This window comes from Jiangella endophytica, from assembly GCF_003427025.1.
GTDB classification, from domain to species: Bacteria; Actinomycetota; Actinomycetes; order Jiangellales; family Jiangellaceae; genus Jiangella; species Jiangella endophytica.
In genome coordinates this window covers 106,933-132,780 of sequence record NZ_QVAI01000007.1, presented here as the reverse complement: position 1 = coordinate 132,780, position 25,848 = coordinate 106,933, and the positions used below count along the sequence as shown (strand labels likewise).

Sequence of the window (25,848 nt, the reverse complement as noted above, 5' to 3'; positions counted from 1 at the left end):
ACCCCTGTGAGAGAGGAACGTGTCGCAATGAAGCGTCCGACCACCTTGGCCGCCGCCGTGACGGCGGTGCTCCTGCTGGCCGCCTGCGGGACCGGCGGCACGGCTCGGCAGCAGCCCGACGAGCAGGAGGACGTGAGCACGGAGATCACCGGCGATCCCGTCACCCTCACGGTGTCGTACGCCAGCGACCCGCCCATCACGCCGCTGGTGGACGGGTTCACGCAGGCGCATCCGAACGTGACGATCGAGCTGGTGCAGACTCCGTTCGCCGACTACCAGACCAGCCTCAAGCTGTCGCTCTCGTCGAACGACGCGCCGGACATCGTGCAGTACAGCCCCGGGCCGATGCGCTCCATCGTCCCGGCCGGGCTGGTCGAGCCGCTCGACGCGTACGCCGAGGCCTACGGCTGGCGCGACCGCCTCCCGAGCTCCGTGCTCGACATCCTGGCGTCGAACGAGGAGGCCACGCGGTACGGCACCGGAAACCTCTACGCGATGCCCGGCGCCATCCAGCTGGTCGGCGTCTTCTACAACAAGAGCGTCACCGCCGCGGCGGGCGTCACCGACGAGCCGGCGACGCTGGCCGAGTTCGAGGACGACCTCGCGGCCGTCCGGGCGGGCGGCGTGACGCCGCTGAGCCTGCCGGCGCTCGGGATCGGCGGCTTCCAGCTGTGGAGCTCGCTGGCCAACGTCCTCGCCGATCTCGAGACGTTCAACGCCTGGGTGTACGGCGAGCCGGGCGCGACGCTCGTGGGCGACGACGGGTTCGTCGAGGCGGCGGCCACGGTGAAGGCGTGGGCCGATGCCGGGTACTTCGCCGACGGCGCCGCGGCCGTGGCCGACGCCGACGCCATCGCCGAGTTCACCACCGGCGAGACCGCCTACTTCGTCACCGGCAACTGGAACGCCAAGGCGTTCGCCGACGCGCTCGGCGACGACGTCGGCTTCTTCCTGCTGCCCGGCACGACCGCCGGCCAGCCGGCCGTCGCGATGGGGTCGGCGTTCCCGTACTCGATCTCCGCCGCGTCGGAGCACAAGGACGTCGCGGCCGCCTTCCTCGACTACATCTCCGGCGCCGACGCGGCGCCGGGTGTGTCGGAGAGCGGGTTCGTACCGGTGACCGCCGCGCCGGACGCCGTGCCAGGGCTCGGCGGCGCCGTCCAGACCGCATACGAGGAGGTCGTCGCCGCCGGAGGCGTCGCACCGTTCGCCAACTGGGCGACCAGCTCGATGCTCGACACCCTGACGGCGGGTGTGCAGGGCGTGATCGGAGGGACGGTCACCCCGGCGGACTTCGTCGCGTCGCTGCAGTCGGACTGGGAGCGCAACCACTCGTGAGCGCCGCGCTGACCGACGAGCGCCGCGACGTCGCCCGGCGCCGGCCGTCCGTTCCGCGGACCCGGCGCCGGGGCCGGAACCGCGCCTTCCTGTACGTGCTGCCCGCCGCGGCCGTCTACGCGGCGTTCTCGCTCTGGCCGGCCCTCAACACCGTCTACTACTCGCTGCACCGGTGGGACGGTCTGAACGCGGCCGAGTGGACCGGGTTCGACAACTACGCCGAGGTCTTCACCGACGCGGAGCTGTTCGGGTCGATCCTGCACAGCCTGGTCCTGGTGCTGTTCTTCGCGGCGGCGCCGATCACGGTCGGGCTGCTGCTGACCGGGCTGCTCATGGGCCGCGGCACCCGGGGCATGACCACCTTCCGGGTCATCTACTTCCTGCCCCAGGTGGTCCCGCTGGTGGCCGTGGGCGTGACCTGGCGGTGGATCTACGCCGAGGACGGCGTGGTCAACCAGGCCCTGCGCGCGGTCGGGCTCGACGCGCTGACGTCGCCCTGGCTGGCCCGCCACACGACGGCTCTGATCGCGATCGGCCTGGTCGGGACGTGGTGCATGACCGGGCTGTGCATGATGCTGTTCGTCAGCGGCGCACAGAAGATCGACGCCTCGTTGTACGAGGCCGCGGCGATGGACGGCGCCGGCGCCTTCCGCCGGTTCACCAGCGTGACCCTGCCGGGCCTGCGCGGCGAGATCTCCGTCGCGGCGGTCATCACGACCATCGCGGCGCTGGCGAGCTTCGACCTCATATACGTCACCACGGGCGGTGGCCCCGAGAACGCCACGACGGTGCCCGGGCTGCTGGTCTACCGGCTCGCCTTCAGCTACGGCGAGGTCGGCGGGGCCGCCGCGCTCGCCGTCGTCCTCACCGTCCTCATCCTGGCGTTCGTCACCGCGATCCGCCGTCTCACCCGGGAGAAGGAATGAAGCCTCGGCTGCCCGTGCTGCTCGCGCGCCATGCCGTGCTCGTCGTGTTCGCGGTGGTGTTCCTGACGCCGTTCGCCGGCATCGTCCTCGCCGCGTTCCAGGACGGCCCCGGCACCGGCGGGTTCGCGCTGCCCGAGCACTGGACGTTCGACAACTTCAGCGCGGCCTGGGAGCAGGGCCGCTTCGGTGACCTCATCACGTCGAGCCTGATCATCGCCGTGCTCGTGGTGCCGGCGACGATCGTGCTGGCCACGCTCGCCGGGTTCGGCCTGGCGATCCTGCGTCCGGCCGGCCACCGGCGCATCACCGGCGCGTTCGTCGCCGGGCTCACGCTGCCCACCGAGCTCGTGGTCATCGCGCTCTACTACAACCTCGACGGCATCGGCCTCACCAACAACTACGCCGGCATCGCACTCGCCGAGATCGCCCTGTTCCTGCCGTTCGGGGTCTTCTGGATGCACACGCACTTCGGCAACGTGCCGCGGGAGATCGTCGAGTCCGGCCGCATCGACGGCGCCGGCGACCTGCGGGTGCTCAAGGACCTGCTGCTGCCGATCTCGATCCCGGCGACGACCACGCTGGCGGTGCTGTTCTTCGTCTGGGCGTGGAACCAGTTCCTCATCGTGCTGGTGCTGATGCAGAGTCCCGGTCGCCGCACCGCGACGGCCGGGCTCGGCTACTTCGTCGGCGAGTTCTCCACCGACGTGCCGCTGTTGTCGGCGGCGTCGCTCATCGTCATCGCGCCGGTGGTCGTCGTGTACCTGATCTTCCAGCGCAGCTTCGTCAACGGCATCACTCAGGGCGCCATCAAGGGCTGACGTCCGCCGGTCAGAAGCCGAACAGCGGGTCCCAGGGGTCGTCGTCGGCGCCGCGGATCCACTGGCGCGGCGGGTCCGGCCGGTGGTCCCAGGCGTGGTGCCGGCCGTGGGCCATCGCCTCGCCGAGGAACGCCCGCACCCGCTGGCTGGCGACCACCGTCCGGCGGGCCTCCTCGGCGTCCCAGGTCTTGGAGAGGTCGGTACGCATCCGCTCGGACACCTCGGCGTAGGCCGGGTCGTCGACGACGTCGTGCTCCTCCGCGGGGTCGGCGCCGAGGTCGTAGAGCTGGTCGGGCAGTCCCGGCGCGCGCACCAGCTTGCTCGGCCCGCGGACGACGGCGCGCACAGGGGCGATGGTGCCCTCGGCGTAGTTCTCCAGGATCACGTCCGGGTGCTCGGCCTCCCGTCCGGCCAGCTGCGGCGCCAGGCTGGCGCCGTCGAACCGGTCCGTGACGCAGGCCGGCAGGGTGGTGCCGGCCAGGTCGGCGAGCGTCGGGTGCAGGTCGGCCAGCGAGACCGGTGTGGCGACGCGGTGCCCGGCGGCGATGCCGGGGCCGGTGGCGAGCAGCGGGATCCGCACCGACCATTCCCGCAGCGTGCGCTTGAAGAACATGTCGTGCTCGCCGAGCTGGTCGCCGTGGTCGCTGGTGAACATCACGACCGTGTCGTCGGCGAGGCCGAGGCGACCCAACTCGGCCACCAGCCGGCCCACGACGTCGTCGACGTAGCTGATCATCGCGTAGTACCCGCGGCGCGCCCGATACACCTGCTCGTCACTGACGTCGTGCCGGTCGAGGCCGTGGAACGCGTTCACCCAGGCGTCCAGCGGATGCCGGTCGGCGGCGGCGACCGACCGGTCGGGCAGCCGGATCGGCCGGCCCTCGTACCGGTCCCAGTACTCCGCCGGCGCCGCGTACGGGTCGTGCGGCTGGGTCATCGACGTGACCAGCAGCCACGGCTCGGCCCGCCGCGGCCCGCTGTCCAGCGCGAGCTCGCGCAGCCGCTGCAGCGTCCGGAACCGCACCTCCTCGTCGTAGTGCATCTGGTACGTCCACGGCTGCGGGCCGGACCGGTTGAGGATGTCGACGTACTCGCGGCCGCCGCTGCGCTGCCGCCCGGACAGCCGGGGCGGGTCGCCGAGGCTCTCCCACGGCCGGGTCCAGGTCAGATCGGCCGGGAAGATGTCGGTGGTCAGCCGCTCTTCGAACCCGTGCAGCTGGTCCGGCCCCACGAAGTGCATCTTGCCCGCGAGGATGGTGCGGTAGCCGGCCCGCCGCAGGGTGTGCGCGAACGTCGGTACCGACGCCGGGAACTCCTCGGCGTTGTCGTTGCACGGGACGCCGCTGGGCAGCCGTCCGGTCATCATGGCCGCGCGCGACGGCACGCACAGCGGCGAGTTCGCGTAGGCGTTCTCGAACACCACGCCGCGGCCCGCCAGCGCGTCCAGGTGTGGGGTGAGGACCTCGTCGTTGCCGTACGCGCCGAGACCGAAGGCCGTCAGCTGGTCGACCATGACGATGAGGACGTTCGGCGGCTGGCCGGTCACGTCGGGAGTCTCCTTCGGTTCAGGACGCGACGGCGTCGGCGTAGACGGAGGTGTCGAAGAACCGGTCCGGCTCCACGAACTCGGGCAGCGCTCCGATGTCGACGAACACCTGCTCCATGCGGCCGACCCAGCCCAGCGCGGTGCCGTCCTCGTAGAGGGCGGTCCACTCGTCGTTGCTGTACGTCTGCGTCTTGCCGTAGATCTCGGCGCAGTCCTCGGCGGTCATGAACTCCTCCAGCCGCGGGCACGCCTCGGCGACGGCGGCGTCGCGATCGGTGGTGAGGTCCTCGTTGGACCGCAGCCACACCTCGGCCAACCGGGCGAGGGTGTCCCGGTGATCGGCGTAGAAGTCGTTGTTCGCGACCCAGCCGCCGGCGATGGCCGCGTCCTCGTAGTCGGCGGACGTGGCGATCAGCTTCGCACCGGACAGCTGCTCCTCGACCTGCGCGTCGAACGGCGCCCACAGCGCGGCGGCCGGCACCCCGCCGGTGACGAAGGTGTTGGCGACGGCGGGCATGTCCAGGTTGACGATCTCGACCTCGTCGGCCGGCACACCCTCGGCCTCGAGCGCGACGTGCAGCAGCAGGTGCGCCGCCGACCCGGTCGTCGTGGCCACCTGGGTGCCGGCGAGGTCGGCCACCGACTCGACGCCGGAGTCCGGCGCCGCCCAGATCTGCTGGATGTCGGCCTCGAGGTTGTTCAGCAGGAACAGCTTGCCCTGTCCGCGGGCGGGGAAGTTCGCGACGACCGCGCCCATGACGCCGACGTCGATGCTGCCACCGGTGAGGGCGTTGGACAGCGAGATGCCGGTCTGGAACGGGGTCAGCTCGACCTCGATGTCCTGTTCGGCGAAGTAGTCGCGCTCGTCGGCCAGCAGCAGGTTCATGGCCGGCGCAGGGCCGGGGATGTAGCCGATCCGGACGGTGTCCGGACCACCCTCGGCGCCGGTGTCGCCGCCGCCGTCGCCGCACGCGGTGAGCAGCAGGCCGAGCGCGACCAGGCCGGCCGCCGCAGACGTCGTCGTCCGCATAGTCATCTCCTCGAACGCAGTAGGGTCTCGATGTGCCGGCGCAGCCGGACGAACTCCGGCTCGGTCTTGATCTCGTGGGTGCGCCGGTCGCCCCACGGGACGTCGACGATCTCCTGCACGGTCGCCGGTCGTGCGCTCATGACGACGACGCGGTCGGCGAGGAAGATCGCCTCTTCCACCTGGTGGGTGACGAACAGGACGGTGCGCCGCTCGCGCTGGTTGATGTCGACCAGCGCCTCCTGCATCTGTTCGCGGGTCTGCGCGTCGAGCGCGGCGAACGGCTCGTCCATGAGCAGGATCTCGGGGTCGACGGCGTACGCGCGGGCGATGGCGACCCGCTGGCGCATGCCGCCGGACAGCGTCTTCGGCAGCGCGTCGGCGAAGTCGGTGAGCCCCATCATGTCGAGGTAGCGCTGCGTGACGCGGGCCCGCTCCTGCCGGGTGCCCTTCCACGCGCGCAGCCGGGTGCCGAAGTCGATGTTCCGGCGCACGGTCAGCCACGGGAAGATCGCGTACTCCTGGAACACGACGCACCGCGACGGACCCGGCCCGCGCACCGGCGCGCCGTTCACCAGCAGCTCGCCGCGGTCCGGGGTGACGAAACCGGCGATGGCGTTGAGCAGGGTGCTCTTGCCGGAGCCGCTGGGCCCGACGACGGCGACGAACTCGCCGTCGGCGATGTCGAGGTCGACATCGCGCAGGACGTTGACGTTGCCGAAGTCCTTGCTGACGCCGCGGACGGTCAGCCCGCGGGTGGCGGTGGTGGGCTGGGTCATCGGCTTCCCCTGTCCTGCCAGCGAACGACGTAGGCCGAGAGCATCCGGATCCCCGTGTCCATGACCAGCGCACAGACGCCGATGAGGATGATCCCGGCGTAGACGGTCGGGATGTCGAGGAAGTTGCTCGCGTTCTGGATGACGGCGCCGAGGCCCTGCTGGGCGGCGACCAGTTCGGCCGCCACCAGCGACGCCCAGCCGATGCCGAGCGAGACACGGGCCGCCGTCATGATGTGCGGCACCGAGAGCGGGAAGACGACCTTGGTGAGGATCTCGAACCGGGTGGCGCCCAGTGTCTGGGCGGCGCGCACGTACTTCTCCTCCATGGCGGCCACGCCTTCGTAGACGATGACGATGGTCGCGAAGAAGGCGGCCCAGACCAGCACGATGCCGCGCGACAGCTCGCCGATGCCGAAGTAGACGATGACCAGCGGCACCAACGCGATCGGCGGCAGCGCCCGGAGGAAGTTCACCAGCGGGTTGAACATCGCCCGGGCGATGCCGAACCAGCCGAGTACGAAGCCGATCGGCGCGGCGATGGCCAGGCCCAGCCCGACGCCGACCAGGACCCGGCGGAAGCTGATCAGTAGGTCGTCGAGCAGCCCGTTGCCGAGCCCGTCGACGATGACCCGGCCGACCTCGAGCGGCCTGGGCAGCAGCCCGGTGCCGAAGATCTCGCCGACGGCCATCAGGTGCCACGCCACGACGACGACGGCGAACCCGGCGGCGCCGAGCCCCAGGCGGCCCAGGCGCGCGCCGACGTCGAACCGGCGGACCCGCACCGCGAGGCCGTACCGGCCGAGGCCGGTGCCGACTCCCGTCACGACGCCCTCCGCGGCCCGTGCGCGATGGCGATCATGAACGCTCCTTTGGTTGAACCAATAAGGCGATTAAGACCGGGGAAAGTTGTGGACCTTTTTACGCCGCCTTGATCTGGGCGTCAAGCCGCAGCAATGGGCTTGTGTGCGGATCGATCGTGGTTATATGGTCGAACCATTGATGAGAGGATCTTGGTTCGATGACTCTTCCGAGCACGTCCGACGCGGTTCGGCGGCCGCGTGTCGACACCGTCACGTCGAGACTGCGCGCCCTGATCGCCGAGGAGCGCGCACGTGGAGGTGATCGCCTGCCGCCCGAGAAGGAGCTGAGCGAACAGCTCGGGACGTCACGCGGCACGCTGCGCGAGGCGCTGGCCACGCTCGAGGCGGCCGGCGAGATCGAGCGCCGCCGGCGGGTCGGCACGCTGATCACGGCGCCACAGCGCTTCACGCTCGACCGCGCCATCGCCTACCCGATCGACCACATCCGCTCGGTGTCGAGCGTCCTCGGTGGCGCCAGCTCGGCGCACACGGTGCGCAGGGTCAGCGTGCACCGCGAGGCCGCCGACGACGAGAGTGGCCCGCTGCTGGGCCTCGCCGCCGGAGCACCGGTGTTCCGGGTCAGCCGGTCCTACGAGGTCGACGGCGGTGCCACGGCGCTGGTCGAGCACACGCTGCCGGCCACGCTGAACGGCCACGAGGTGCGCATCAACTCGCTGACAGACGGCGTCACCACGTTCTTCCGCGACGTCGAACACATTCCGCTGGCGCGAAGCGACCACGCCGTCACCGCCATCGCCGCCACGGGTGAGCTGGCCGCCGAGCTCGAGGTCGCGCCCGGCGCGCCGCTGCTGGTGGTGTACTGCCGGCTGTTCGGCGACGACGAGCGCATCATCGCCCTCGGCCGCCTGGTCTTCCGCCCCGACGCCCTCTACGTCACCGCCAGCGCCTACCCGGTCGATCCGGATGGTCCGGCGTAGGTCCCGCGACGCAGTTCGCGTCCGCCGGTCCAGCCCGCGCCGGCCATGACGAACGAGGCGGCCACCAGCACGAGCAGCGGGAGGGTCCAGCCGCCGGTGGCCTGGTAGGCGGCGCCGATGCCCACCGGCGCCGCCGCGGCGATCAGGTAGCCGATGCCCTGGACCATGCCCGACAGCCGCCGGGTGGTGGCGACGTCGGTGGCGCCGAGTGCGATCAGGGCCATGGCCAGCCCGATGCCGCCGCCCTGCGCGAGGCCGCCGGTCGCGATCCAGACCGGCCAGGCCTCCGGCCACAGCAGCAGGCCGGCCGACGTCACCAGCCACCCGGCCGCGACCAGCAGGGCCAGCCACCCACGCCGGTGCGGTGCCGCCGCCAGCAGCGGCACCGTCAGGGAGCCGGCGATGCCGAGCGCCTGGAACGCGGACATCGCCGCGCCGGCGGTCCCGGCCGAGACACCCGCCTCGTCGGTCAGCAGGGTCGGCAGCCAGGTCGTCATCGTGTAGTACGCGGCCGCCTGGGCGCCGAGGAACAGCGCCATGCCCCAGGCGACCGGCGAGCCGCGCAGCCGCAGCGGGCTGTCGTCGTCCCCGGCGGCCGGAGTGGGGCCGATCAGGGCGGGCGCCGGACGCCGCCCCCGCACCGCCCACACGGCGGCGGCGACCAGCGCCGGCGCCGCCCACACGGCGACGGCCGGCCGCCAGCCCCACGCGTCGGCGAACGGCACCGCGGCCGCGGCCGCCAGCATGGCGCCGCCGGACATGGTCGCGATGTAGAGGCCGGTCACCGGGCCGGTGCGGTGCGGGACGTCGCGCCGGACCACCACCGGCACCAGGACGTTGCCGGTGGTGATGCCCGCGCCGACGAGGACGGTGCCCGCGAGCAGCACGGCGGTCCCGTCGAGGACGCGTAGCAGCGAGCCCGCGCAGACGAGGAGGCAACCGGCCAGCACGACCGCGTCGACGCCGACCCGCCGTCCGGCCAGCGTCACCGCCGGTGCGAGCAGTGCGAAGCAGAGCACCGGGATCGCGGTGACCAGACCGGCCGCGGCCGCCGACATGCCCAGGTCGGTCCGGATCTCGGTGAGCAGTGGCGGGACGGCGGCGATGCCGCTGCGCAGGTCGAGCGCGATCAGCAGAATGGCGGCGACGACCACGACCCGGCCGGCGGCCCGGCGGCCGTCGGCCCTGTCGGCGTGGCGCACCGACCTACGGTCTCGTACCGCGAGGTGTGGTCAGCGGCGGGGGTCGATGACGAGCTTCACGACGTCGGCGTCGCCGTTGCGGCGCATCGCCTCGTCCAGCCCGTCCAGGCCGAAGGTGTCGCTGACCAGCGAGTCCAACTCGACCATGCCGGCCCCGACCAGGGCGATCGCGGCCGGCCAGGTGTCGACGTAGCGGAACAGGCCCTCCAGGCGCAGCTCGCGGCTCTGCACCAGGAACAGGTCGAGGTCGATGCGCGGCGCGCCCATGCCGACCAGGACGGCGGCACCGCCCGCCTTCAGCGCGTGCAGGCCGGCATCGATGGCCGCCGGCGCGCCGGAGGCGTCGACGAACGCGTCCACCGCCTCGTCGGCGAGCCGGTCGGTGGCCGGGTCGATCGTCCGGGTGGCGCCGTGCCGGGCCGCGACGGCGCGGCGCTCGGCCAGCGGGTCGGCGACGACGACGGCGGTGGCGCCGAACGCGCGGGCCGCGGCCGCGGTCAGGATCCCGATCGGGCCGGCGCCGGCCACCAGAACCGTCGATCCTGCTGTCACGCCGGCCTTGCGCACGGCTGCGATGCCGACGCACAGCGGTTCGAGCAGGGCGGCGGCCGCATCGGACATCGGGTCCGGGATCGGGTGGGCGAAGTCGGCCGGCACCACCAGGTACTCGGCGAACGCCCCGTCGACCGGGGGCGCGGAGCAGAACTCCATGCTCCGGCACCGGTTGTACGCGCCGGTCAGGCAGTACCGGCAGCGCCGGCACGGGCGCTGCGGCTCGACGGCGACGCGCTGCCCGACACGCGCCGCGTCGACGGCGTCACCGACGGCGGCGACGACGCCCGCGGCCTCGTGTCCGAGCACCAGCGGCTCGGTGACGACGAGGTCGCCGACCCGCCCGTGTTCGTAGAAATGCACGTCCGAGCCGCACAGCCCGACCGCGGTGAGCCGCACCAGCACGTCGTGCGGACCGGGCCGCGGCACCGGCCGTTCCACGACGGCCAGCCGCCGCGGCTCGAGCAGGACCGCGGCCCGCATCGTCACCGCCCGCCCTCGGCGCGGGCGCCGGAGGCCAGTCCGAGGCTGTCGATGTACTCGGCCAGGTCGATCAGCGGCCGGCCCTCATGGTCGCTGATGTCGCTCGGCCGCCACCGGCTGATCGGCCGGATCCGCAACCGGGAGCTGTGCGCGAGCAGGTACTTCGCCGACGCCGGATAGCGGCTGTTGATCGCGTGCTCGGCGACGGTGAGCAGCCGCTGGACGGCGAGCACGTCGCCCTCGGGAGCGTCGCCGACGTGCTCGCACAGCCACGCCACCAGCTCCGGGTAGATGCTGGCCGCGTAGCCGCTGAGCCCGGCCGCGCCGAGCCGCAGTGACGCCGTCAGCGACGAGATCTGCGCGTTGTACAGGCCCATCCGGGTGCCGGACATGACCTCCAGCCGCTCGCGCATGACGTCGGTCGAGTGGCTGGTGTCCTTGAAGAACACGAACCGCCCGGTCTGCGCCAGCCACTGGACCGTCGGCAGCGGGCACAGCCGCTTGTACGGCAGCGGGCACTCGTAGATCCCGAAGTCGACGCCCGGGTTGGCGTCGAGGATCGTCGCGACGGTGTCGCGCCAGCGCTCCTCGGTGTCGGCCGGGCCGGCGACCAGCGACGAGATGAGCACGACGGCGTCGACGCCGGTGTCGGCCATCGCCTTCACCGAGTCGCTCTGCGCCTGCACCGGACCGCTGGCGACGGCCGAGGCCACGACCGGCACGCGACCGGCGGCCCGGTCCACCACCCGGCGGGCCAGGGCGCGGCGCTCGTCCTCGGTGAGGTCGTACATCTCGCCGGAGAGCGCGACCGTGAAGATGCCCGCCGCGCCCCCGTCCACCAGCCAGTCGGTCATCGCGTCGACCTGCTCCCAGTCGACGGAGCGGTCGTCGTGGAACGGGGTCAGCATCACCGGCCAGGCGCCGCGGGGAAGCGTCGCCGAAGCTGTGTCGTGCATGGAACTCCTCATCGTCGGGAGGGGTGGCGGCTCAGCCCTTGAGCGCGCCGGAGACCAGATCCAGCCGCCAGTAGCGCTGGAGGGACAGGAAGAGCGCGAGCAGGGGGAGCACGGAGACCAGGCAGCCGGTGATCACGACGTTGTACACGTTGACCTGGTCGTTGCCCTGGCTCATCAGCGAGTAGAAGCCGACGGTGAGCGGGAACATCTCGGTGCGCGAGAGCATGATGAACGGCAGCAGGAAGTTGTTCCAGATGCCGACGAACTGCAGCAGGAACACGGTGATCAGCCCGGGCACCATCGGTGCCAGCGCCACCGAGCGGAAGATCCGCCACTCGCTCGCGCCGTCGAGCCGGCCCGCCTCCAGCACCTCGTCCGGCACCACGGCGGTGGCGTAGATGCGGCAGAGGTAGATGCTGAACGGGCTGATGATGCTGGGCAGCAGCACCGACCAGTAGGTGCCGGCCATGCCGATCTTCGACAGCAGCAGGTACTGCGGGATGGCCAGGATCACGCCCGGGATCAGCACGCCGATCAGCAGGAAGTTGAACACCAGCTGCCGGCCGCGGAACCGGTACTTCGCCAGTCCGTACCCGGCCAGCGCCGAGACCGCCGTGGCCAGCACGGCGCCGCCGCCGGCGAAGATCAGGCTGTTGAGGCACCAGGTCCAGAACGCGCCGCCGCGGATCGACGCCAGCTGCTCCAGGTTGCTGGTGAGGCCGCCGGAGAAGCTGGGCCACAGCGAGAACGTCGTGAACAGCTCGCCGGCGTTCTTCGTCGATGCCGTGACCAGCCAGACCACCGGGAGCAGGCAGTACGCGGCCCCGGCCAGCAGGACGAACGTCGGCCAGAAGGCGCCGCGCTTCGCGGTCGCCACGGATGTCGCAGCGGCCATCTCAGCCCTCCCCGAACGCACGGCGCTGCAGCACGCGGAGCAGCCCGAGGGACGCGACCAGCGTGATGCCGGTGATGACCATCGACGACGCGGCGGCCGAGAACAGGTCGTTGGTGACGAACGCGTCGCGGTACACCTGCATCATCGGCACCCAGTCGGTGCTGATCGACGTCGTCAGCGTCAGCAACGTGTTCGGCTCGTTGAACACCTGCAGCGCGCCGATGATCGTGAACAGGCCGGTCATGACCAGGCCGGGCACGATCAGCGGCACCTTGACCCGCAGCGCCAGCTGCACCTCGGAGCAGCCGTCGATGCGCGCCGCGTCGTAGATCTCCTGCGGCAGCCCGCGCAGCGACGTGTAGAGGATGATCATGTTGAAGCCCACCGCTCCCCACACCGAGACGTTGGCGACCGAGAAGTAGACCGAGAGCGGGCCCAGGAACGACGGCTCGGGCAGCCCGAGCGCGCCGGCCGCGTCGGTGAACGGGCTCACCCCCGGCAGGTACATGAACCCCCACATCAGCGCCGCGATGACACCGGGCACGGCGTACGGCACGAAGATCGCGATGCGGGAGAACCGCTTCAGCCGGGTGGTCACGTTGTCGAGCAGCAGCGCGAACACCAGCGCGAGGACCATCGTCACCGGCACCGTGATCAGCGCGTAGACCAGCATCCGGCCCAGCCCGGCCAGCAGCGCCGAGTCGCCGAGCACGTCGGCGTAGTTGTCCAGGCCGACGAAGACCTCGCGGCGCACGCCGAGCCCGGAGCCGCTGACCTGGGTGCCGCGCAGGCTCAGCCACAGCGTGTAGACCAGCGGCAGCGCGATCAGGCCGGTGGCCAGCAGCACGGCCGGCGCGACGAACAGCCACGGTGCGGTCCTCGGCGCCAGGGACGCCGAGGACCGGCGCGGCGCCGAGGACGCCGCGGACCGACGGGGCGCCGAGGACCGGCGGGACGTCGTGGTCGGCACGGCTACTCGGACACCTCGTAGCCGGCCCGTTCGAGGTCGGCGACGGTGTCGGACTGCACCTGCGCGAGCGCGTCGGCGAAGCCGGACCGGGCCGTGACCGCGGCGCTGAAGTGGTTGGTGAACGAGTCGAAGGCCGCCGGGACGTTCGGGCCCCAGGTGACCGGGACGGTGATCTCGTCGATCTCCGCGGCCAGCTGGTAGAAGTCAGTCTGCTCCGGCATCAGCGCCGTGGCGCCCTGCAGCTCCGGCAGCTCTCGGCCGGACAGCGCGGCGGGCCAGATGCTCGCGTGCTCGATGTAGGCGTTCAGCGCCTCGTCGGAGGTGTTCAGCCAGAGCGCGAACTCGCGGGCCTCCTCCGGGTGGTCGGTGCCCGTGGTGACGATGGTCGCGCTGCCGCCGAGCACGCCCGACGCCGGCTCGGCCGGGTCCCACTGCGGCAGCGGGACGGCGGCCCACGAGCCGACGGTGTCCGGTGCGTTGTTCGCCAGGATCGGCGGCGTCCAGACGGCGCCGATCAGGCTGGCCAGCGTGCCGTCGGCGAGCGCGGCCTGCCACTCGGGCGTGTAGGTCTTCATGGTCGACACGACGTCCTCGGCGACCAGTCCCTCCCAGAAGTCGGCGACCTGACGGCTGGCGTCGTCGTCGATGTCCACGGACCAGCCGCCCTCGCCGTCGACCGACCACCACGACGACCCGGCCTGCTGCGAGAGGCCGGCGAACAGCTGCGCGTCGTTGGCCGGGAAGGTCGCGAGGTAGGTGGACGGGTCGGCCGCGTGCAGATCGCGAGCGACCTGGGCGTACTGCTCCCACGTCGTGGGCACCGGCAGGCCGTGCTCGGCGAACACGTCGGTGCGGTAGAAGAGGAACATCGGCGAAGTGCCCTGCGGCACCGCGTAGTTGACGTCGTCGAACGTGGTCATGGTCCAGGCCGGCGCGGCGGTCTCGTCCTCGCGGTCGCCCATCACGTCGGTGAGGTCGGCGGCGATGTCGGCGATGATCAGCGCGGGCAGGTCCTGGTACGTGGTGTTCGACAGGTCGGGGAGGTCACCGGCCTGGTTGGCGGCGGTGAGCTTGGCGACGATCTCGTCGCCACCGGTGGAGGTGTTGACGCGCACCTGGATGTCCGGGTGCGACTCGTTCCAGACGTCGACGATCTTCTCGATGTTGGGCGCCCACGACCAGTAGGTCAGCGTGATCGGCTCGCCGGCCGATTCGCCGCCGTCGTCCTCGGACGAGCAGGCGACCACCAGCATCGAGGCCGCGAGCAGCCCGGACACGAGCCGGGCGGCCGCGAGGCCACGGGATCGGGTCATCTTTGACACCAGCTCTCTGTGCGCACCGCCGGCGGGGGCGGCGTCGAGACGGTCAAATCGTTACCGGTAACGATTGGGGATGGCGGCGATGCTAGGCGAGGGCGGCGACGCGGCGCAAGGTTTCCGGCAGAATTCGTTACCGGTCACGTTTCGAGTGACGGCCCCGAAATGATCACGTTGAGCAGGGGTGCTCCCGCTTGACCAGGCATGCATGCCTGGTCAAGCGGGAGCATGCCTGGTGACGTCCGGCCGCCGCGGCGGCCGGTCACTGAGGGGGCGGGCCGCTGGACGCGCGCAGCACCAGCTCGGGGCTGGGGAAGCGCGGCCGGGCGTCGACGTCGGGCTGCTCGATCATCGTGATCAGCGAGCGCATCGCCGCAGCTCCGATGGCCTGGAAGTCCAGGTGGACGGTAGTGAGCGGCGGGTGGAAGAAGGCGGCCTCGGGTACGTCGTCGTAGCCGACGACGCTGACGTCGCGGGGGATCGCGATGCCCTGCTCGTGCAGCCAGAGCATGAGTCCGAGCGCCATGCGGTCGTTCGCCGCGACGACCGCGGTGATGCCGCCGGGCGCCAGGACCTCGGGTGCCGCGGCGTACCCGGACTGGGCCGACCAGTCGCCCGTGGCGACGACGGGCAGCGGCTCGAGCCCGGCGGCGTGCATCGCGTGCTCGTAGGCGTCGATGCGCTGACGTGCGGCGACCCAGGCCGGCGGGCCGCCGAGGTGGGCGATGCGCCGGTGTCCGAGGGTGGTCAGGTGCTGCACCAGGGCGTGCACGCCGAGCGGGTCGACGCCGTCGGCGTAGGGGCGCTCGGGCAGGTCGGCGTCGCGGACCACGACGACCGGCGCGTCCGTGGTCAGGCCCTTGAGCGCGCGGTCCAGCGCCTCGGTGGGCGCGGTGGCGAGGACGCCTTCGATGTCGCGATTGCCCAGCAGGTCCAGAGCGTCGCTCAGCTCGCTGTCGCTGACCGGGTCGAGGCTGATGATGTCCAGCGAGTAGCCGGCGGCGCGGGCCACCTCGCTGGCGCCCTGCATCATCTTGCCTGGTCCGGTGCCGGACAGCTCGTAGCCGAGGGCGGCCAGCCGGTAGGTGCGGCTGGTGGCCAGCGACCGCGCGATGTGGCTGCGCCGGTAGTTCAGCTCCTTGAGCGCGGCCTCGACGCGTTCGCGGTTGCGGGGCCGCAGCCCGCCCTTGCCGGCGAGGTAGCGCGACACCGTCTGGTGCGAGACGCCCGCCATGCGGGCGACGTCGTAGATGGTCGCGCCCCGCTTGTCGGCCGTGCCGGTGCCGCCGCTCATCGGACCTCTCCTTCCGCAGGCGTGCGCCCATGGTAGAACGTGACCGGTAACGAAATCGCCCCGCCGTGCCTCGACGCGAAGTAGGAGCCCATGATCCATGTCCCGGACCAGGACCGCTACGACCGGATGACCTACCGGCGCGCCGGACGCAGTGGCCTGCGGCTGCCCGCGTTGTCGCTGGGGCTGTGGCACAACTTCGGCGACACCACTGCGCCGGCCACGCAGCGCGACATCGTCCGCCGCGCCTTCGACCTCGGCATCACCCACTTCGACCTGGCCAACAACTACGGGCCGCCGTACGGCTCGGCCGAGCTGTCGTTCGGCCGGATCTTCCACGCCGACCTGCGGCCGTTCCGCGACGAGATCGTCGTGTCGACGAAGGCCGGGTACGACATGTGGCCGGGTCCCTACGGTGACGGCGGCTCCCGCAAGTACCTGCTCGCCTCGCTCGACCAGAGCCTCGCCCGCATGGGCCTGGAGTACGTCGACGTCTTCTACTCGCACCGGTTCGACCCGGACACGCCGCTCGAGGAGACCATGGGCGCGCTGGCCAGCGCCGTCCAGCAGGGCAAGGCGCTGTACGCCGCGGTGTCGAACTACTCGCCCGAGCAGACCGCACAGGCGGCCGCCATCCTGCGCGACCTGGGCGTGCCGCTGCTCCTGCACCAGCCGCGCTACTCGATGCTCGACCGGCGGCTGGAGGACGGGCTGGCCGACACGCTCGACGAGCTGGGTGTCGGCGCCGTCGTCTACAGCCCGCTGGCGCAGGGCCTGCTCACCGACCGCTACCTCGACGGCTCCGTGCCGCCGGACTCCCGGGCCGCGACCAGCCGGTTCCTCGACGCGACCGCCATCGGTGGCGACTACCTGGACCGGGCCCGGGCGCTGGCCGGCATCGCCGCCGCTCGTGGGCAGTCGCTGGCGCAGTTGGCGCTGGCCTGGGTGCTGCGCCGCCCGACCGTGGCGTCGGCCATCATCGGTGCCAGCTCGGTGGCCCAGCTGGAGCAGAACCACGCGACGCTGGGCCGGCTCGACTTCGCGGCGGACGAGCTGGCGGCGATCGACCGGCTCACCGGCTGACCTCTGTCAGGCCGACTCGCGCCAGAGCGGCCGCGGCGTCACCGTCCGGACGACGGGCGGGTGCGGAGGCGGCTCGGCGCGGTCGAGCAGTGTGCCGACGATGTCGGCGGCCTCGGTCGCGACCGCGCGCCGGTCGATCGACAGTGTCGACAGCGGCGGCGTCATGACGGCGCCGAGCGAGAGGCCGTCGACGCCGACGACGCGCAGGTCGCCGGGGACGGCGACGCCGTCGAGCTGGGCCTGCTGCATGGCGCCCATGGCCATGAGGTCGTTGAACACCAGCACGGTGTCGACGCCGGGGTGCGCCGCCCGGAGCCGGGCGAGGCCGTCGGCGCCGCCCCTGATCGACTCGTCGGCGACGACGACGCGGCCGGCGGAGTCCGAGTCGGCGAACCGCTCGTACGCCCGCCGCCGGCGGGTCGGCCGGTACGCGCCGGCGCCTTCCTCGCCCGGCGGCCCGCCGGACTCGATGAGGCCGAATCGCCGCGCACCGCGGTCGCGCAACTCGCCCAGCAGCGCCTCGATCGCGGCGTCGAAGTCGAGGACGACGGCGTGCAGGCCGGGCACGGTGGCCGCCCGCTCCACCTGGATCAACGGGACGCCGCGCGCCGCGGTCACCAGGGCGGTCTCGTCGCCGGTGAAGTAGCCGACGATCGCGTCGGCCTGGCCGCTCAGCGCGGCGACCAGCTCGACGTCGTCGCCCTGCTCTCGCGAGGCCATCAGGACGTGCCAGCCGCGCGGCGCGACGACGTCGAGCAGCTCGGCGGCCAGCTCGGTGTAGTAGGGGTTGCGCAGCGAGCCGAGTACCAGCCCGACCGAGCGGCTCTTGCGCCGGGCGGCCAGGTTGCTGGCGAACCGGCTGGGCCGGTAGCCCAGCTCGGCGGCGGTGCGCAGCACCAGCTCGCGGGTCCGCGCGCTGATCTCGGGCATGCCGTTCATCGCCCGGGTGACGGTCTGCCGGGAGACGCCGGCCGCGGCCGCGACGTCCTCGATGGTGATGCGGCCGACGCCCATGCGTCCCTCCCTTGACCCGCGTTCGAGGGCCAGCGTAGCGTCTCCGTGAACGTTCACGGGACGAAGGGAAGTGCGGCGATGACGCTCTGGTTCGGCGGCGACTACAACCCGGAGCAGTGGCCTCGCGAGGTCTGGGACGAGGACGTCCGGCTGATGCGCCGCGCGGGCGTCACCGTCGCCACCGTCGGGGTGTTCTCCTGGGCACAGCTGGAGCCCGAGGACGGCCGCTTCGAGTTCGAATGGCTCGACGACGTGCTCGGCCGGCTGCACGCCGGCGGCATCGGCGTCGACCTCGCCACCGCCACCGCGTCGCCGCCGCCGTGGGTGCTGCGCGGGTACCCGGACGTCGCGCCCGTGACGGCCGACGGCGTGCGGCTCGGCGGCGGCAGCCGGCAGCACTACAGCCCGCACTCGCCCAGCTATCGGCGGCTAGCCGGGCGGCTGGTCCGGGCGCTGGCCGAGCGGTACGGCTCGCACCCGGCGCTGGTCGCGTGGCACGTCAACAACGAGTTCGGCTGCCACGTGAGCCGCTGCTACGGCGAGCATGCGGGTGTCGCGTTCCGGGAGTGGCTGCGCGAGCGCTACGGCTCTGTCGACGCGCTGAACTCGGCGTGGGGGACGGCCTTCTGGTCGCAGCGCTACGCCACGTTCGACGAGGTCGAGCCGCCGCGTGCCGCGCCGACGCTGCTCAACCCGACCCAGGTGCTCGACTTCGACCGGTTCAGCTCCGACGCGCTGCTCGAGCTGCACCGGGCCGAGGCGGCGATCCTGCGTGAGGTGAGCCCGGGCGTCCCGATCACCACCAACTTCATGGGCCCGTTCCGGCCGCTGGACTACTGGCGGTGGGCCGAGGAGGTCGACTTCGTCTCCGACGACAGCTACCCGGACCCCGCCGACCCGGACTCGCCGGCGACCGCCGCGCTGGGCCGCGACCTCATGCGGTCATTGGCGGGGGGCCGGCCCTGGGTGCTGATGGAGCAGGCGCCGAGCGCGGTGAACTGGCGGCCCCGCAACGCGCCGAAGCCGCCGGGCGGCAACCGGGTGCTGTCCCTGCAGGCGCTGGCCCGCGGCGCGGACGGGATCATGTACTTCCAGTGGCGTCAGGCGGCCAGCGGCGCGGAGACCTTCCACTCCGCGATGGTGCCGCACGGCGGACCGGAGACCCGGGTGTTCCGCGAGGTCGAGGCGCTCGGCGCCGAGCTCGGCGAACTCGGCTGGGTCGAGCGGCAGCCGGTGCCGGCCCGTGTCGCGATCGTGTTCGACTGGGCCGCCTGGTGGGCGCTGGAGCAGCCGTCGCGGCCGACGTCGCTGAACTACCTCGGCATCGTCACCGACTGGTACCGCGCGTTCTGGGACCGCTCCGTCACGGTCGACTTCGTCCGGCCCGGCGCCGATCTCTCCGGCTACCAACTGGTCGTGGCGCCCGTCCTCTTCGCCGCCGCCGACGCCGCCCTCGACGGCCTGCACGCGTTCGCCGCGTCGGGCGGGACCCTGGCGGTCACCTTCCAGTCCGGCATCCTCGACGAGTCACTGCACGTCCACGCCTCGGGCTACCTCGGCCGGCTGGGCGCCACGCTGGGCGTGCGGGTCGAGGAGTTCGCGCCGCTGGCCGGTCCGGCCGGCACCGAGCCGCCGGACATCGCGGTCGAGGGCGACCTCGGCCCGCTCACCGGGCGCCTGTGGAGCGAGTACACCCACGCCGACGGCGCCGACGTCGTCGCCACCTTCGCCGCCGGCGACGTCACCGGCTGGCCGGCCATCACCCGCAACGCCGTCCGCACCGGCGGCGCCTGGTACGTCGCCACCCACCCCGACGCGGCCGGCCTCGCCCAGGTGACCGGCGCGCTGCTCACCGCCGCCGGCGTCGACGGCGTCCTGGACCGCTGCGCCGACGGCGTCGAGGCGATCGTCCGCGGCGACGCGACCTTCGTCCTCAACCACCGCGGCGACGACCGCCGCGTGGTCTGGCGGGGTGAGGAGCTGGTGCTCGGCCCGCGCGAGGTGCGCATTCTGAAGCAGTAGTCGCGGCGCTGTCCCATTCCGGGCCGCTGCTTCGTCATAGTGGTGAGAGCGCGCCTTCGGAGGTTTCCATGCAGTACGCCCTGATGTTCTACGCCGAGCCCGGCGAGGAGGCCGAGTTGTCCGACGCCGAGCGGGCGGCGGCGAAGGCCGAGTACGAGGCCCTGCGCGACGATCCCCGATTCGTCAGCGGCGCGCAGTTGCAGCCGGCCGAGACCGCGACCAGTGTCCGGGTGGCCGGCGGCCGGACGCTGCTGACCGACGGGCCGTTCGCCGACACCAAAGAGGTGCTCGGCGGCATCTGCCTGATCGAGGCGGCGAACCTCGACGACGCCATCGAACTGGCCGCGGCCATCCCGGTGGCACGCCACGGCGGCGTCGTCGAGGTGCGGCCGCTGGTGGGGCTGCGCTGACGGCGCTCGACGACGTCTTCCGCGACGAGTGGGGCCGGGTGCTGGCCTCGCTCGCCGGGTACCTCGGCGACCTCGATCGCGCGGAGGAGGCCGCGCAGGAGGCGTTCGCCGTCGCCGCCGCGCGCTGGCCCGAGACCGGCGTGCCGGACAACCCGGCCGCGTGGCTGGTGACGACGGCGCGCAACCGGGCGATCGACCGTATCCGCCGCGAGCGGACGCTGGCCGAGAAGCTGCACCTCCTGCCGGCACCGGAGGCCGCCGTGGACGAGTTCGACGACTCCCCGATCAAGGACGAGCGGCTCGAGCTGATCTTCACCTGCTGCCACCCGGCGTTGGCGCTGGAGGCTCAGGTGGCGCTGACGCTGCGCGCGCTCGGCGGTCTGGAGACCGCGGACATCGCGCGCGCCTTCCTGGTGTCCGAGGAGACGATGAAGCGCCGGCTGACCCGGGCCAAGGCCAAGATCAAGGCCGCCGGCATCCCGTTCGCGGTGCCGGACGAGCGGCTGCTGCCGGACCGCCTCGACGCCGTGCTGGCGATCATCTACCTGATCTACAACGAGGGCTACAGCGGCCGCGTCGACCTCGGTGCCGAGGCCATCCGGCTGGGCCGGGTGCTGGCCGCGCTGCTGGACGGCCAGCCTGAGGCGCACGGGCTGGTCGCGCTGATGCTGATCCACCAGGCCCGTCAGGCGGCCCGGTTCGACGGCGACGACCTCGTGCTGCTCGAGGACCAGGACCGCTCGCTGTGGGACCGGACGCTGCTGGCGGCCGGGCGCGCGGAGCTGAACCGAGCCGTCGAGCTGGGCGGCGGCGGGCCGTACGTGCTGCAGGCGGCCATCGCGTCGCTGCAGACGCGTGAGCGGATCGACTGGCCGCGGGTGGCCGGGCTGTACCGCCGGCTGGCCGAGCTGACCGGCTCGCCGGTGGTCGAGCTGAACCGGGCCGTGGCGCTCGCCCAGGCCGGCGACCCCGCGGCCGCGCTGAGCGCCGTCGACCGCCTCGACCTCGACGGTTACCTGTACTTCCACTCCACCCGCGGCGAGCTGCTGCGCCGGCTGGGTCGCGACGCCGAGGCCGGGGCGGCCTACCGGCGCGCGCTCGATCTGGCCACGACGACGCCGGAGCGGCGGTTCCTGACCCGCAGGCTGGAAGAACTCTGACCCGGCTGTCCCCTCGGCGGCCGCCCGTTCGTCGACCCGGTATGAGCGACGTTTCCACACTGGTCGTCGACGGCGAGCTGATCCGCCCCGGCGACGACGCGTACGACACCCACCGCAACACCTACCAGCGTCACGGCAGCCCGGCCCTGATCGTGCGGGCCCGCGGCGTCGACGACGTCCGCCGTGCCATCGCCGCAGCCCGCGAGCACGACCTCCTGCTCTCGGTGCGCAGCGGCGGGCACGGGTTCCCCGGCTTCGCCACCAACGACGGCGGCATCGTGCTCGACCTCGGCCCGCTCGACGGCGTCGAGGTCATCGACCCGGATCGCCGCCTGGTCCGCATCGGCGCCGGGGCGCGCTGGGCCGCCGTCACCGAGGCCCTGGCCCCGCACGGCTGGGCGGTCTCGTCCGGCGACACCACCGACGTCGGCGTCGGCGGGCTGATCCTCGGCGGCGGCATCGGCTGGATGGTGCGCCGGTTCGGCCTCACCATCGACGCCGTGGTCGCGGCCGAGGTCGTCACCGCCGACGGCCGCGTGCTGCGGGCCAGCGCGGCCGAGAACGCCGATCTGTTCTGGGCGCTGCGCGGCGGCGGTGGCGCCTTCGCCGTCGTCACCGCCTTCGAGGTGATCGCCCAGCCGGTGCCGGAGGTGTACTTCGGGCACATCGCCTACCCGCGTGGCGACGCGGCCGCCGTCCTGCGTGGCTGGCGCGACGCCATGCGGGCGGCGCCGGACGAGCTGACGTCGATGGTCGTGCTGCTGCCGGAGGGGTTCGCGCCGCACGCGCTGGTGGTCGGGGTCTGCGTGGCGCACGGCGACGCCGCGGCGGCCGAGGACGTCGTCGAGCCGTTGCTCCGGCTCGGTGAGGCCTCGGTCCTCGACCTGCGGGTACGGCCGTACGGCGAGATCCTCGCCCCGCCGCCTCCGGTGCCGCCGAACGGGGCGCCGCCGCTGGCGAGGAACCGCCTGACGACCGACCTCAGCGACGAGTTGATCGACGCCTACCTGGCCGGGCTGGCCGGCGGCCCGCCAGTGGTCGGCCAGGTGCGCGCGCTGGGCGGCGCGGTCGCCCGGGTGCGCGGCACCGAGACGGCGTTCGCCCACCGCGACAGCGAAGCGTTCCTGTCCGCCGTCGCGCTGTCACCGGCGCCGGAGGCGCGAGCGGCGTTCGACGCCTACTGGGCGACGCTCGCCCCGCACACCCGCGGCGCCTACGGCAACCTGATGAGCTCGCTCGACCCTGCTGACGTGGCCGAGCTGTACCCGCCGGAGACCAGCCGCCGGCTGGCCGCCGTCAAAGCCGGCTACGACCCGGACCAGTTGTTCCGGCAGGCCTTCCCGGTCGGCTGAGCCACTACGGCGTGGCGGCGTCCTCCGCGGGCGCCGTCGCGCCGTCCTGGGGCGTCGCGTCGTCGCCGGAGCCGGAGGTGCCGGCCTCGACGGCGTCGACCTGCTCCTGGGTGTAGCCGCAGTAGTTGACCGCCTCGCGCTGCCAGTAGCTGACCAGCCGGGCCTTGCCGGCGGCGTGGGCGTCGGCGACGGTGCCCTCGTAGATGCGGCCGTCCTGGGACTCGCGGTTGACGTCGGGCACCTCTTCGCAGACGTGGAAGACCGAGCCCGACCGGGTCCAGTAGACGAGGTCCTCACCGGTCAGCTGCTCGACGATGTTGGACTCCTCGGTGTACTGCTCGACCGACGGCGAGTCGAAGTCGATGCCGAAGTAGACCGCGACGGCGGCGACGGCGACCGCGATGCCGCCGGCGATGCCCTTCTGCTTGCCGTCCATGTCCTTGTTGGCGAAGATCAGGACGATCAGCGGCAGGAACGCGATGACGGTGATGATCGCGCCGAGCTGGTTCTGCACGAAGAACCGCGTCGGTTCACTCTTCGACGCGGGGTCGAGGCGGTTGGCCCGTTTCCACAGCAGCGATCCGCCGATGGCGAGCGCGCCGATGACGACGATCATGACGATCAGCAGGACCATGCTGACGGGGTCCTGGCGGAGCACCCAGAAGATGGCGAACGCCTCGCCGGCGATGGCCAGCAACCAGAGCCCGGCGGCGATCAGCCGGAACTTGGTGGCCTGCCGTTTCGCCTCGGGCGTGGGCGTCCAGGTGGGTTGGTCGGCGGTGCGCTCGGTCGTGGCTTCCGGGGCGGACTCGACCCGGACGACCTCCTTCTTCTTCCTGCTGCGTCCGGCCACGATGATCCTCCCGCGGTGAGATCGGCGGCATGAGCATATGGGCAGGGCTCGATGCGCGCCTGTCGTAGCGGGAAAGTGTGCTCACCTGGTGATGCGCATGCGGACCAGATCGGTGCGCTGGAGCGAGACGCCGTGCGCGACCGGCTCGCCGCGGCGGGCGAACGTCGTCTGGGTGGCCTGCAGCGCCGGGGCGCCGTCGTCGAGGGCGAGCGCGCGGGCGTCGGCGCCGTGGACGCAGACCGCTTCGAGCTCCGTCGACGCGTGCGCGGCGGCGCCGGGGGTGTGCCGGTTGAGCAACTCGTACAGCGACGTCTCGATGCGCAGCATGGCGCTGGGGTCGATCGGCCGGCCGAACAACTGGGCCGGGACGATCTCGTCCATCAGGGCCGACGGTTCGCCGTCGACGGCGAACACCCGGCGCACGTGCCACGCCTTCGCGCCGGCGTCGAGCTGCAGCGCCGCCGCTGCCAGGGCCGGCGGCGGCACCAGCTCGCAGGACGCGTCCAGGAGCGTGACGGTGCGCCCGCCGGACCCGACGCGGTCGCGGTAGGACTCGATCGACGACATGTTCAGCGACGCCACCTTCGGCGGCTCGCTGACGAACGTGCCGGCGCCCCACTGGCGGGTGACGATGTCCTCGGCGGCCAGGACGACCAGCGCCTCGCGCACCGTCGTCCGCGACACCTCCAGCGCCTCGGCGAGCTCCTTCTCCGGCGGCAGGCGGTCACCCGGCGCGAACTCGGTCGCGACGAGGTGACGCAACCGCAACAGGGCGCTCTGCGCCGCGGAGTCCCGCCTCATGGTCGACTACCACCCTTGTGCGAGGTCATCGGTCGTCATCGGTGGACCGCCACACCGTCTCCAGCACCCTCATCGTGTTGCCCCCGAGCACCTTCGCGATGTCTGCATCAGAGTAACCGTGCTGGACCAGCCAGCCGGTGATGTTATGGAAGCTTTCGCCCGGATTCTCCACCCCGGCGACGTAGTCGACCAGCGGGTGCTCGATGCGGCCCTCGTCCTTGTGCGCGTAGTTGCCCGCGTAGGTCCGGTGCACCGCCACGTGGTCGCCGAACATGGTGTCCGGGCCGAACGTCACGTGGTCGATGCCGACGAGGTCGACGCAGTACTGGAAGTGGTCCATGAAGGACTCCAGCGAGTGCTCCGGGTGCGCCTCGGAGAGGGTGGTGTGCGGGGCGGCCTCGATGCCGATGACGCCGCCGCTCTCGGCGCAGGCGCGGATGACGTCGTCCGGCTTGAGCCGCGGGATCGGCCAGACGGCGCGGGCCCCGGCGTGGGTGATCATCACCGGCGCCGACGACGCCTCGATGACGTCGAGGCTGGTGCGGTCGCCGCAGTGCGAGATGTCGATGGCCATGCCGAGCTTGTTCATCCGCTGGACGGCGCGCCGGCCGAAGTGCGTCAGGCCGGCGTCGGAGCGCTCGGAGAGCCCGGAGCCCAGCAGGTTGGCCTGCGAGTAGGCGATGCCGAGCTGCCGCACGCCGAACCCGTAGAGCATGTCGATGCGGTCCAGCTCGTTCTCGATCATCGTGGCGCACTCGAGCCCGGCGATCAGCGCGATCTTCCCGGCGGCCTTGGCGTCGCGGATGTCCTGCACGGTGGTGGCGTGCACGACGAAGTCCTGCTTGGCGAGGTCGGCCAGCCGGAAGCCGAGCGCGTAGATCATGTCGTCCCACTTCCAGCCGTGCTGGCTGGTGACACACGACGCGCCGGCCATGAAGTTGTCGACCACCGCGGTCAGCCCGGAGTGGGCCAGGCCCTCGTAGGCGGTGCGCTGCCGGCCGGTGCGGTTGTAGCGGCGGATCTGGTCGGCGTCCTCCGGCAGGACGACGGCGTGCTCGTGCAGCGAGATCACGACGTTCTCGGCCAGCAGCCGGGCCACCCGGGCCTGCTCGTCGTCACTCAGCCCGCCGTCGTACGCGGGGACGCGGCCGATCTCGGCGGCCAGCCGGAAGTCCTGGTAGTCGGTGCCGGCCTGGAGGTACGAGTACGCACGGTAGCCGTCGTACGCGGGGGCGGGGGACGTGGTCACTGTGCTC

24 protein-coding genes are annotated in these 25,848 nt (G+C 72.3%); 9 read left to right on the top strand and 15 right to left on the bottom strand.

What is annotated here, in order from left to right; genetic code table 11:
• The first annotated feature begins 27 nt into the window (after window positions 1-27).
• From DZA62_RS16330 to DZA62_RS16320, 3 genes are read left to right on the top strand one after another with little or no spacing between them, the layout of a single operon-like run.
• Complete coding sequence (locus DZA62_RS16330; RefSeq protein WP_116949973.1) at window positions 28-1,338, top strand: ABC transporter substrate-binding protein; 1,311 nt, start codon at window positions 28-30, stop codon at window positions 1,336-1,338.
• Window positions 1,335-2,264 carry a carbohydrate ABC transporter permease gene (locus tag DZA62_RS16325; RefSeq protein ID WP_198663846.1) on the top strand — a complete coding sequence of 310 codons (930 nt, stop codon included), beginning with the start codon at window positions 1,335-1,337 and terminating at the stop codon, window positions 2,262-2,264. Before DZA62_RS16330 ends, DZA62_RS16325 begins: the two co-directional genes overlap by 4 nt.
• The gene (locus DZA62_RS16320; RefSeq protein ID WP_116949972.1) at window positions 2,261-3,082 is read left to right on the top strand and encodes a carbohydrate ABC transporter permease; all 822 of its coding nucleotides are present in this window, start codon (window positions 2,261-2,263) and stop codon (window positions 3,080-3,082) included. The genes DZA62_RS16325 and DZA62_RS16320 overlap by 4 nt, the downstream gene beginning before the upstream one ends.
• A 10-nt stretch (window positions 3,083-3,092) precedes the next feature.
• Here DZA62_RS16320 and betC read toward each other — a convergent pair whose 3' ends face one another.
• From betC to DZA62_RS16300, 4 genes are read right to left on the bottom strand one after another with little or no spacing between them, the layout of a single operon-like run.
• A complete protein-coding gene (gene betC, locus DZA62_RS16315; protein WP_116949971.1) occupies window positions 3,093-4,628 on the bottom strand; it encodes a choline-sulfatase in 1,536 nt (511 codons plus the stop codon).
• A 19-nt stretch (window positions 4,629-4,647) separates the two neighbouring features.
• Window positions 4,648-5,658, bottom strand: coding sequence for an ABC transporter substrate-binding protein (locus DZA62_RS16310; RefSeq protein ID WP_157987713.1), 1,011 nt, complete (start codon window positions 5,656-5,658; stop codon window positions 4,648-4,650).
• A gap of 2 nt (window positions 5,659-5,660) precedes the next feature.
• On the bottom strand, window positions 5,661-6,434 hold the full coding sequence (locus DZA62_RS16305) for an ABC transporter ATP-binding protein (RefSeq protein WP_116949969.1): 774 nt from the start codon (window positions 6,432-6,434) through the stop codon (window positions 5,661-5,663).
• Complete coding sequence (locus DZA62_RS16300; RefSeq protein ID WP_198663845.1) at window positions 6,431-7,258, bottom strand: ABC transporter permease; 828 nt, start codon at window positions 7,256-7,258, stop codon at window positions 6,431-6,433. The genes DZA62_RS16305 and DZA62_RS16300 overlap by 4 nt, the downstream gene beginning before the upstream one ends.
• 194 nt (window positions 7,259-7,452) lie before the next feature.
• Here DZA62_RS16300 and DZA62_RS16295 point away from each other — a divergent pair, with 194 nt between their 5' ends.
• The gene (locus DZA62_RS16295; protein WP_116949968.1) at window positions 7,453-8,232 is read left to right on the top strand and encodes a GntR family transcriptional regulator; all 780 of its coding nucleotides are present in this window, start codon (window positions 7,453-7,455) and stop codon (window positions 8,230-8,232) included.
• Here the strand turns inward: DZA62_RS16295 and DZA62_RS16290 are convergent.
• The 7 genes from DZA62_RS16290 to DZA62_RS16260 form a co-directional block, all read right to left on the bottom strand.
• Entirely contained in the window at window positions 8,202-9,434 is a 1,233-nt protein-coding gene (locus DZA62_RS16290) for an MFS transporter (RefSeq protein WP_116949967.1), read from the bottom strand. The genes DZA62_RS16295 and DZA62_RS16290 overlap by 31 nt on opposite strands.
• Before the next feature lie 30 nt (window positions 9,435-9,464).
• A complete protein-coding gene (locus DZA62_RS16285) occupies window positions 9,465-10,469 on the bottom strand; it encodes an NAD(P)-dependent alcohol dehydrogenase (protein WP_116949966.1) in 1,005 nt (334 codons plus the stop codon).
• Between the two features lie 2 nt (window positions 10,470-10,471).
• The gene (locus DZA62_RS16280; protein ID WP_157987712.1) at window positions 10,472-11,425 is read right to left on the bottom strand and encodes a dihydrodipicolinate synthase family protein; all 954 of its coding nucleotides are present in this window, start codon (window positions 11,423-11,425) and stop codon (window positions 10,472-10,474) included.
• Window positions 11,426-11,456: 31 nt separating this feature from the next.
• Window positions 11,457-12,320, bottom strand: a complete 864-nt coding sequence (locus tag DZA62_RS16275; protein WP_116949964.1) for a carbohydrate ABC transporter permease — start codon at window positions 12,318-12,320, stop codon at window positions 11,457-11,459.
• 1 nt (window position 12,321) lies between these two features.
• Complete coding sequence (locus DZA62_RS16270) at window positions 12,322-13,290, bottom strand: carbohydrate ABC transporter permease (protein ID WP_116949963.1); 969 nt, start codon at window positions 13,288-13,290, stop codon at window positions 12,322-12,324.
• Between the two features lie 2 nt (window positions 13,291-13,292).
• Complete coding sequence (locus DZA62_RS16265) at window positions 13,293-14,603, bottom strand: ABC transporter substrate-binding protein (protein ID WP_116949962.1); 1,311 nt, start codon at window positions 14,601-14,603, stop codon at window positions 13,293-13,295.
• A 265-nt stretch (window positions 14,604-14,868) separates the two neighbouring features.
• Window positions 14,869-15,900 carry a LacI family DNA-binding transcriptional regulator gene (locus DZA62_RS16260; protein ID WP_198663843.1) on the bottom strand — a complete coding sequence of 344 codons (1,032 nt, stop codon included), beginning with the start codon at window positions 15,898-15,900 and terminating at the stop codon, window positions 14,869-14,871.
• Window positions 15,901-15,990: 90 nt separating this feature from the next.
• On the opposite strand from DZA62_RS16260, the gene DZA62_RS16255 reads away from it, so the two are divergent.
• Window positions 15,991-16,980 carry an aldo/keto reductase gene (locus tag DZA62_RS16255; RefSeq protein ID WP_116949960.1) on the top strand — a complete coding sequence of 330 codons (990 nt, stop codon included), beginning with the start codon at window positions 15,991-15,993 and terminating at the stop codon, window positions 16,978-16,980.
• 6 nt (window positions 16,981-16,986) lie between these two features.
• Here the strand turns inward: DZA62_RS16255 and DZA62_RS16250 are convergent, their stop codons facing one another.
• Window positions 16,987-17,994, bottom strand: coding sequence for a LacI family DNA-binding transcriptional regulator (locus tag DZA62_RS16250; protein ID WP_116949959.1), 1,008 nt, complete (start codon window positions 17,992-17,994; stop codon window positions 16,987-16,989).
• Between the two features lie 78 nt (window positions 17,995-18,072).
• On the opposite strand from DZA62_RS16250, the gene DZA62_RS16245 reads away from it, so the two are divergent.
• The 4 genes from DZA62_RS16245 (at window position 18,073) to DZA62_RS16230 (ending at window position 22,938) form a co-directional block, all read left to right on the top strand.
• On the top strand, window positions 18,073-20,016 hold the full coding sequence (locus DZA62_RS16245; protein WP_116949958.1) for a beta-galactosidase: 1,944 nt from the start codon (window positions 18,073-18,075) through the stop codon (window positions 20,014-20,016).
• A gap of 68 nt (window positions 20,017-20,084) precedes the next feature.
• A complete protein-coding gene (locus tag DZA62_RS16240; protein WP_116949957.1) occupies window positions 20,085-20,426 on the top strand; it encodes a YciI family protein in 342 nt (113 codons plus the stop codon).
• Window positions 20,427-20,464: 38 nt separating this feature from the next.
• A complete protein-coding gene (locus DZA62_RS16235) occupies window positions 20,465-21,586 on the top strand; it encodes an RNA polymerase sigma factor (protein ID WP_116949956.1) in 1,122 nt (373 codons plus the stop codon).
• Window positions 21,587-21,627: 41 nt separating this feature from the next.
• Window positions 21,628-22,938, top strand: a complete 1,311-nt coding sequence (locus DZA62_RS16230) for an FAD-binding oxidoreductase (protein WP_116949955.1) — start codon at window positions 21,628-21,630, stop codon at window positions 22,936-22,938.
• Between the two features lie 4 nt (window positions 22,939-22,942).
• Here DZA62_RS16230 and DZA62_RS16225 read toward each other — a convergent pair whose 3' ends face one another.
• From DZA62_RS16225 to DZA62_RS16215, 3 genes are all read right to left on the bottom strand, one after another.
• Window positions 22,943-23,791, bottom strand: coding sequence for a hypothetical protein (locus DZA62_RS16225; protein ID WP_116949954.1), 849 nt, complete (start codon window positions 23,789-23,791; stop codon window positions 22,943-22,945).
• Between the two features lie 81 nt (window positions 23,792-23,872).
• Window positions 23,873-24,592 (bottom strand): GntR family transcriptional regulator, encoded by a 720-nt coding sequence (locus DZA62_RS16220; protein WP_116949953.1) that lies wholly within the window; start codon window positions 24,590-24,592, stop codon window positions 23,873-23,875.
• Window positions 24,593-24,617: 25 nt separating this feature from the next.
• A complete protein-coding gene (locus tag DZA62_RS16215; protein WP_198663842.1) occupies window positions 24,618-25,841 on the bottom strand; it encodes a dipeptidase in 1,224 nt (407 codons plus the stop codon).
• Window positions 25,842-25,848: the final 7 nt, after the last annotated feature.

Coding starts and splice junctions, on each gene's coding strand:
- DZA62_RS16330 (WP_116949973.1), top strand. CDS start 28: ATGAAGCGTCCGACCACCTTGGCCGCCGCCGTGACGGCGGTGCTCCTG.
- DZA62_RS16320 (WP_116949972.1), top strand. CDS start 2,261: ATGAAGCCTCGGCTGCCCGTGCTGCTCGCGCGCCATGCCGTGCTCGTC.
- DZA62_RS16310 (WP_157987713.1), bottom strand. CDS start 5,658: ATGCGGACGACGACGTCTGCGGCGGCCGGCCTGGTCGCGCTCGGCCTG.
- DZA62_RS16305 (WP_116949969.1), bottom strand. CDS start 6,434: ATGACCCAGCCCACCACCGCCACCCGCGGGCTGACCGTCCGCGGCGTC.
- DZA62_RS16295 (WP_116949968.1), top strand. CDS start 7,453: ATGACTCTTCCGAGCACGTCCGACGCGGTTCGGCGGCCGCGTGTCGAC.
- DZA62_RS16285 (WP_116949966.1), bottom strand. CDS start 10,469: ATGCGGGCCGCGGTCCTGCTCGAGCCGCGGCGGCTGGCCGTCGTGGAA.
- DZA62_RS16280 (WP_157987712.1), bottom strand. CDS start 11,425: ATGCACGACACAGCTTCGGCGACGCTTCCCCGCGGCGCCTGGCCGGTG.
- DZA62_RS16275 (WP_116949964.1), bottom strand. CDS start 12,320: ATGGCCGCTGCGACATCCGTGGCGACCGCGAAGCGCGGCGCCTTCTGG.
- DZA62_RS16265 (WP_116949962.1), bottom strand. CDS start 14,603: ATGACCCGATCCCGTGGCCTCGCGGCCGCCCGGCTCGTGTCCGGGCTG.
- DZA62_RS16260 (WP_198663843.1), bottom strand. CDS start 15,900: ATGAGCGGCGGCACCGGCACGGCCGACAAGCGGGGCGCGACCATCTAC.
- DZA62_RS16255 (WP_116949960.1), top strand. CDS start 15,991: ATGATCCATGTCCCGGACCAGGACCGCTACGACCGGATGACCTACCGG.
- DZA62_RS16250 (WP_116949959.1), bottom strand. CDS start 17,994: ATGGGCGTCGGCCGCATCACCATCGAGGACGTCGCGGCCGCGGCCGGC.
- DZA62_RS16245 (WP_116949958.1), top strand. CDS start 18,073: ATGACGCTCTGGTTCGGCGGCGACTACAACCCGGAGCAGTGGCCTCGC.
- DZA62_RS16240 (WP_116949957.1), top strand. CDS start 20,085: ATGCAGTACGCCCTGATGTTCTACGCCGAGCCCGGCGAGGAGGCCGAG.
- DZA62_RS16230 (WP_116949955.1), top strand. CDS start 21,628: ATGAGCGACGTTTCCACACTGGTCGTCGACGGCGAGCTGATCCGCCCC.
- DZA62_RS16220 (WP_116949953.1), bottom strand. CDS start 24,592: ATGAGGCGGGACTCCGCGGCGCAGAGCGCCCTGTTGCGGTTGCGTCAC.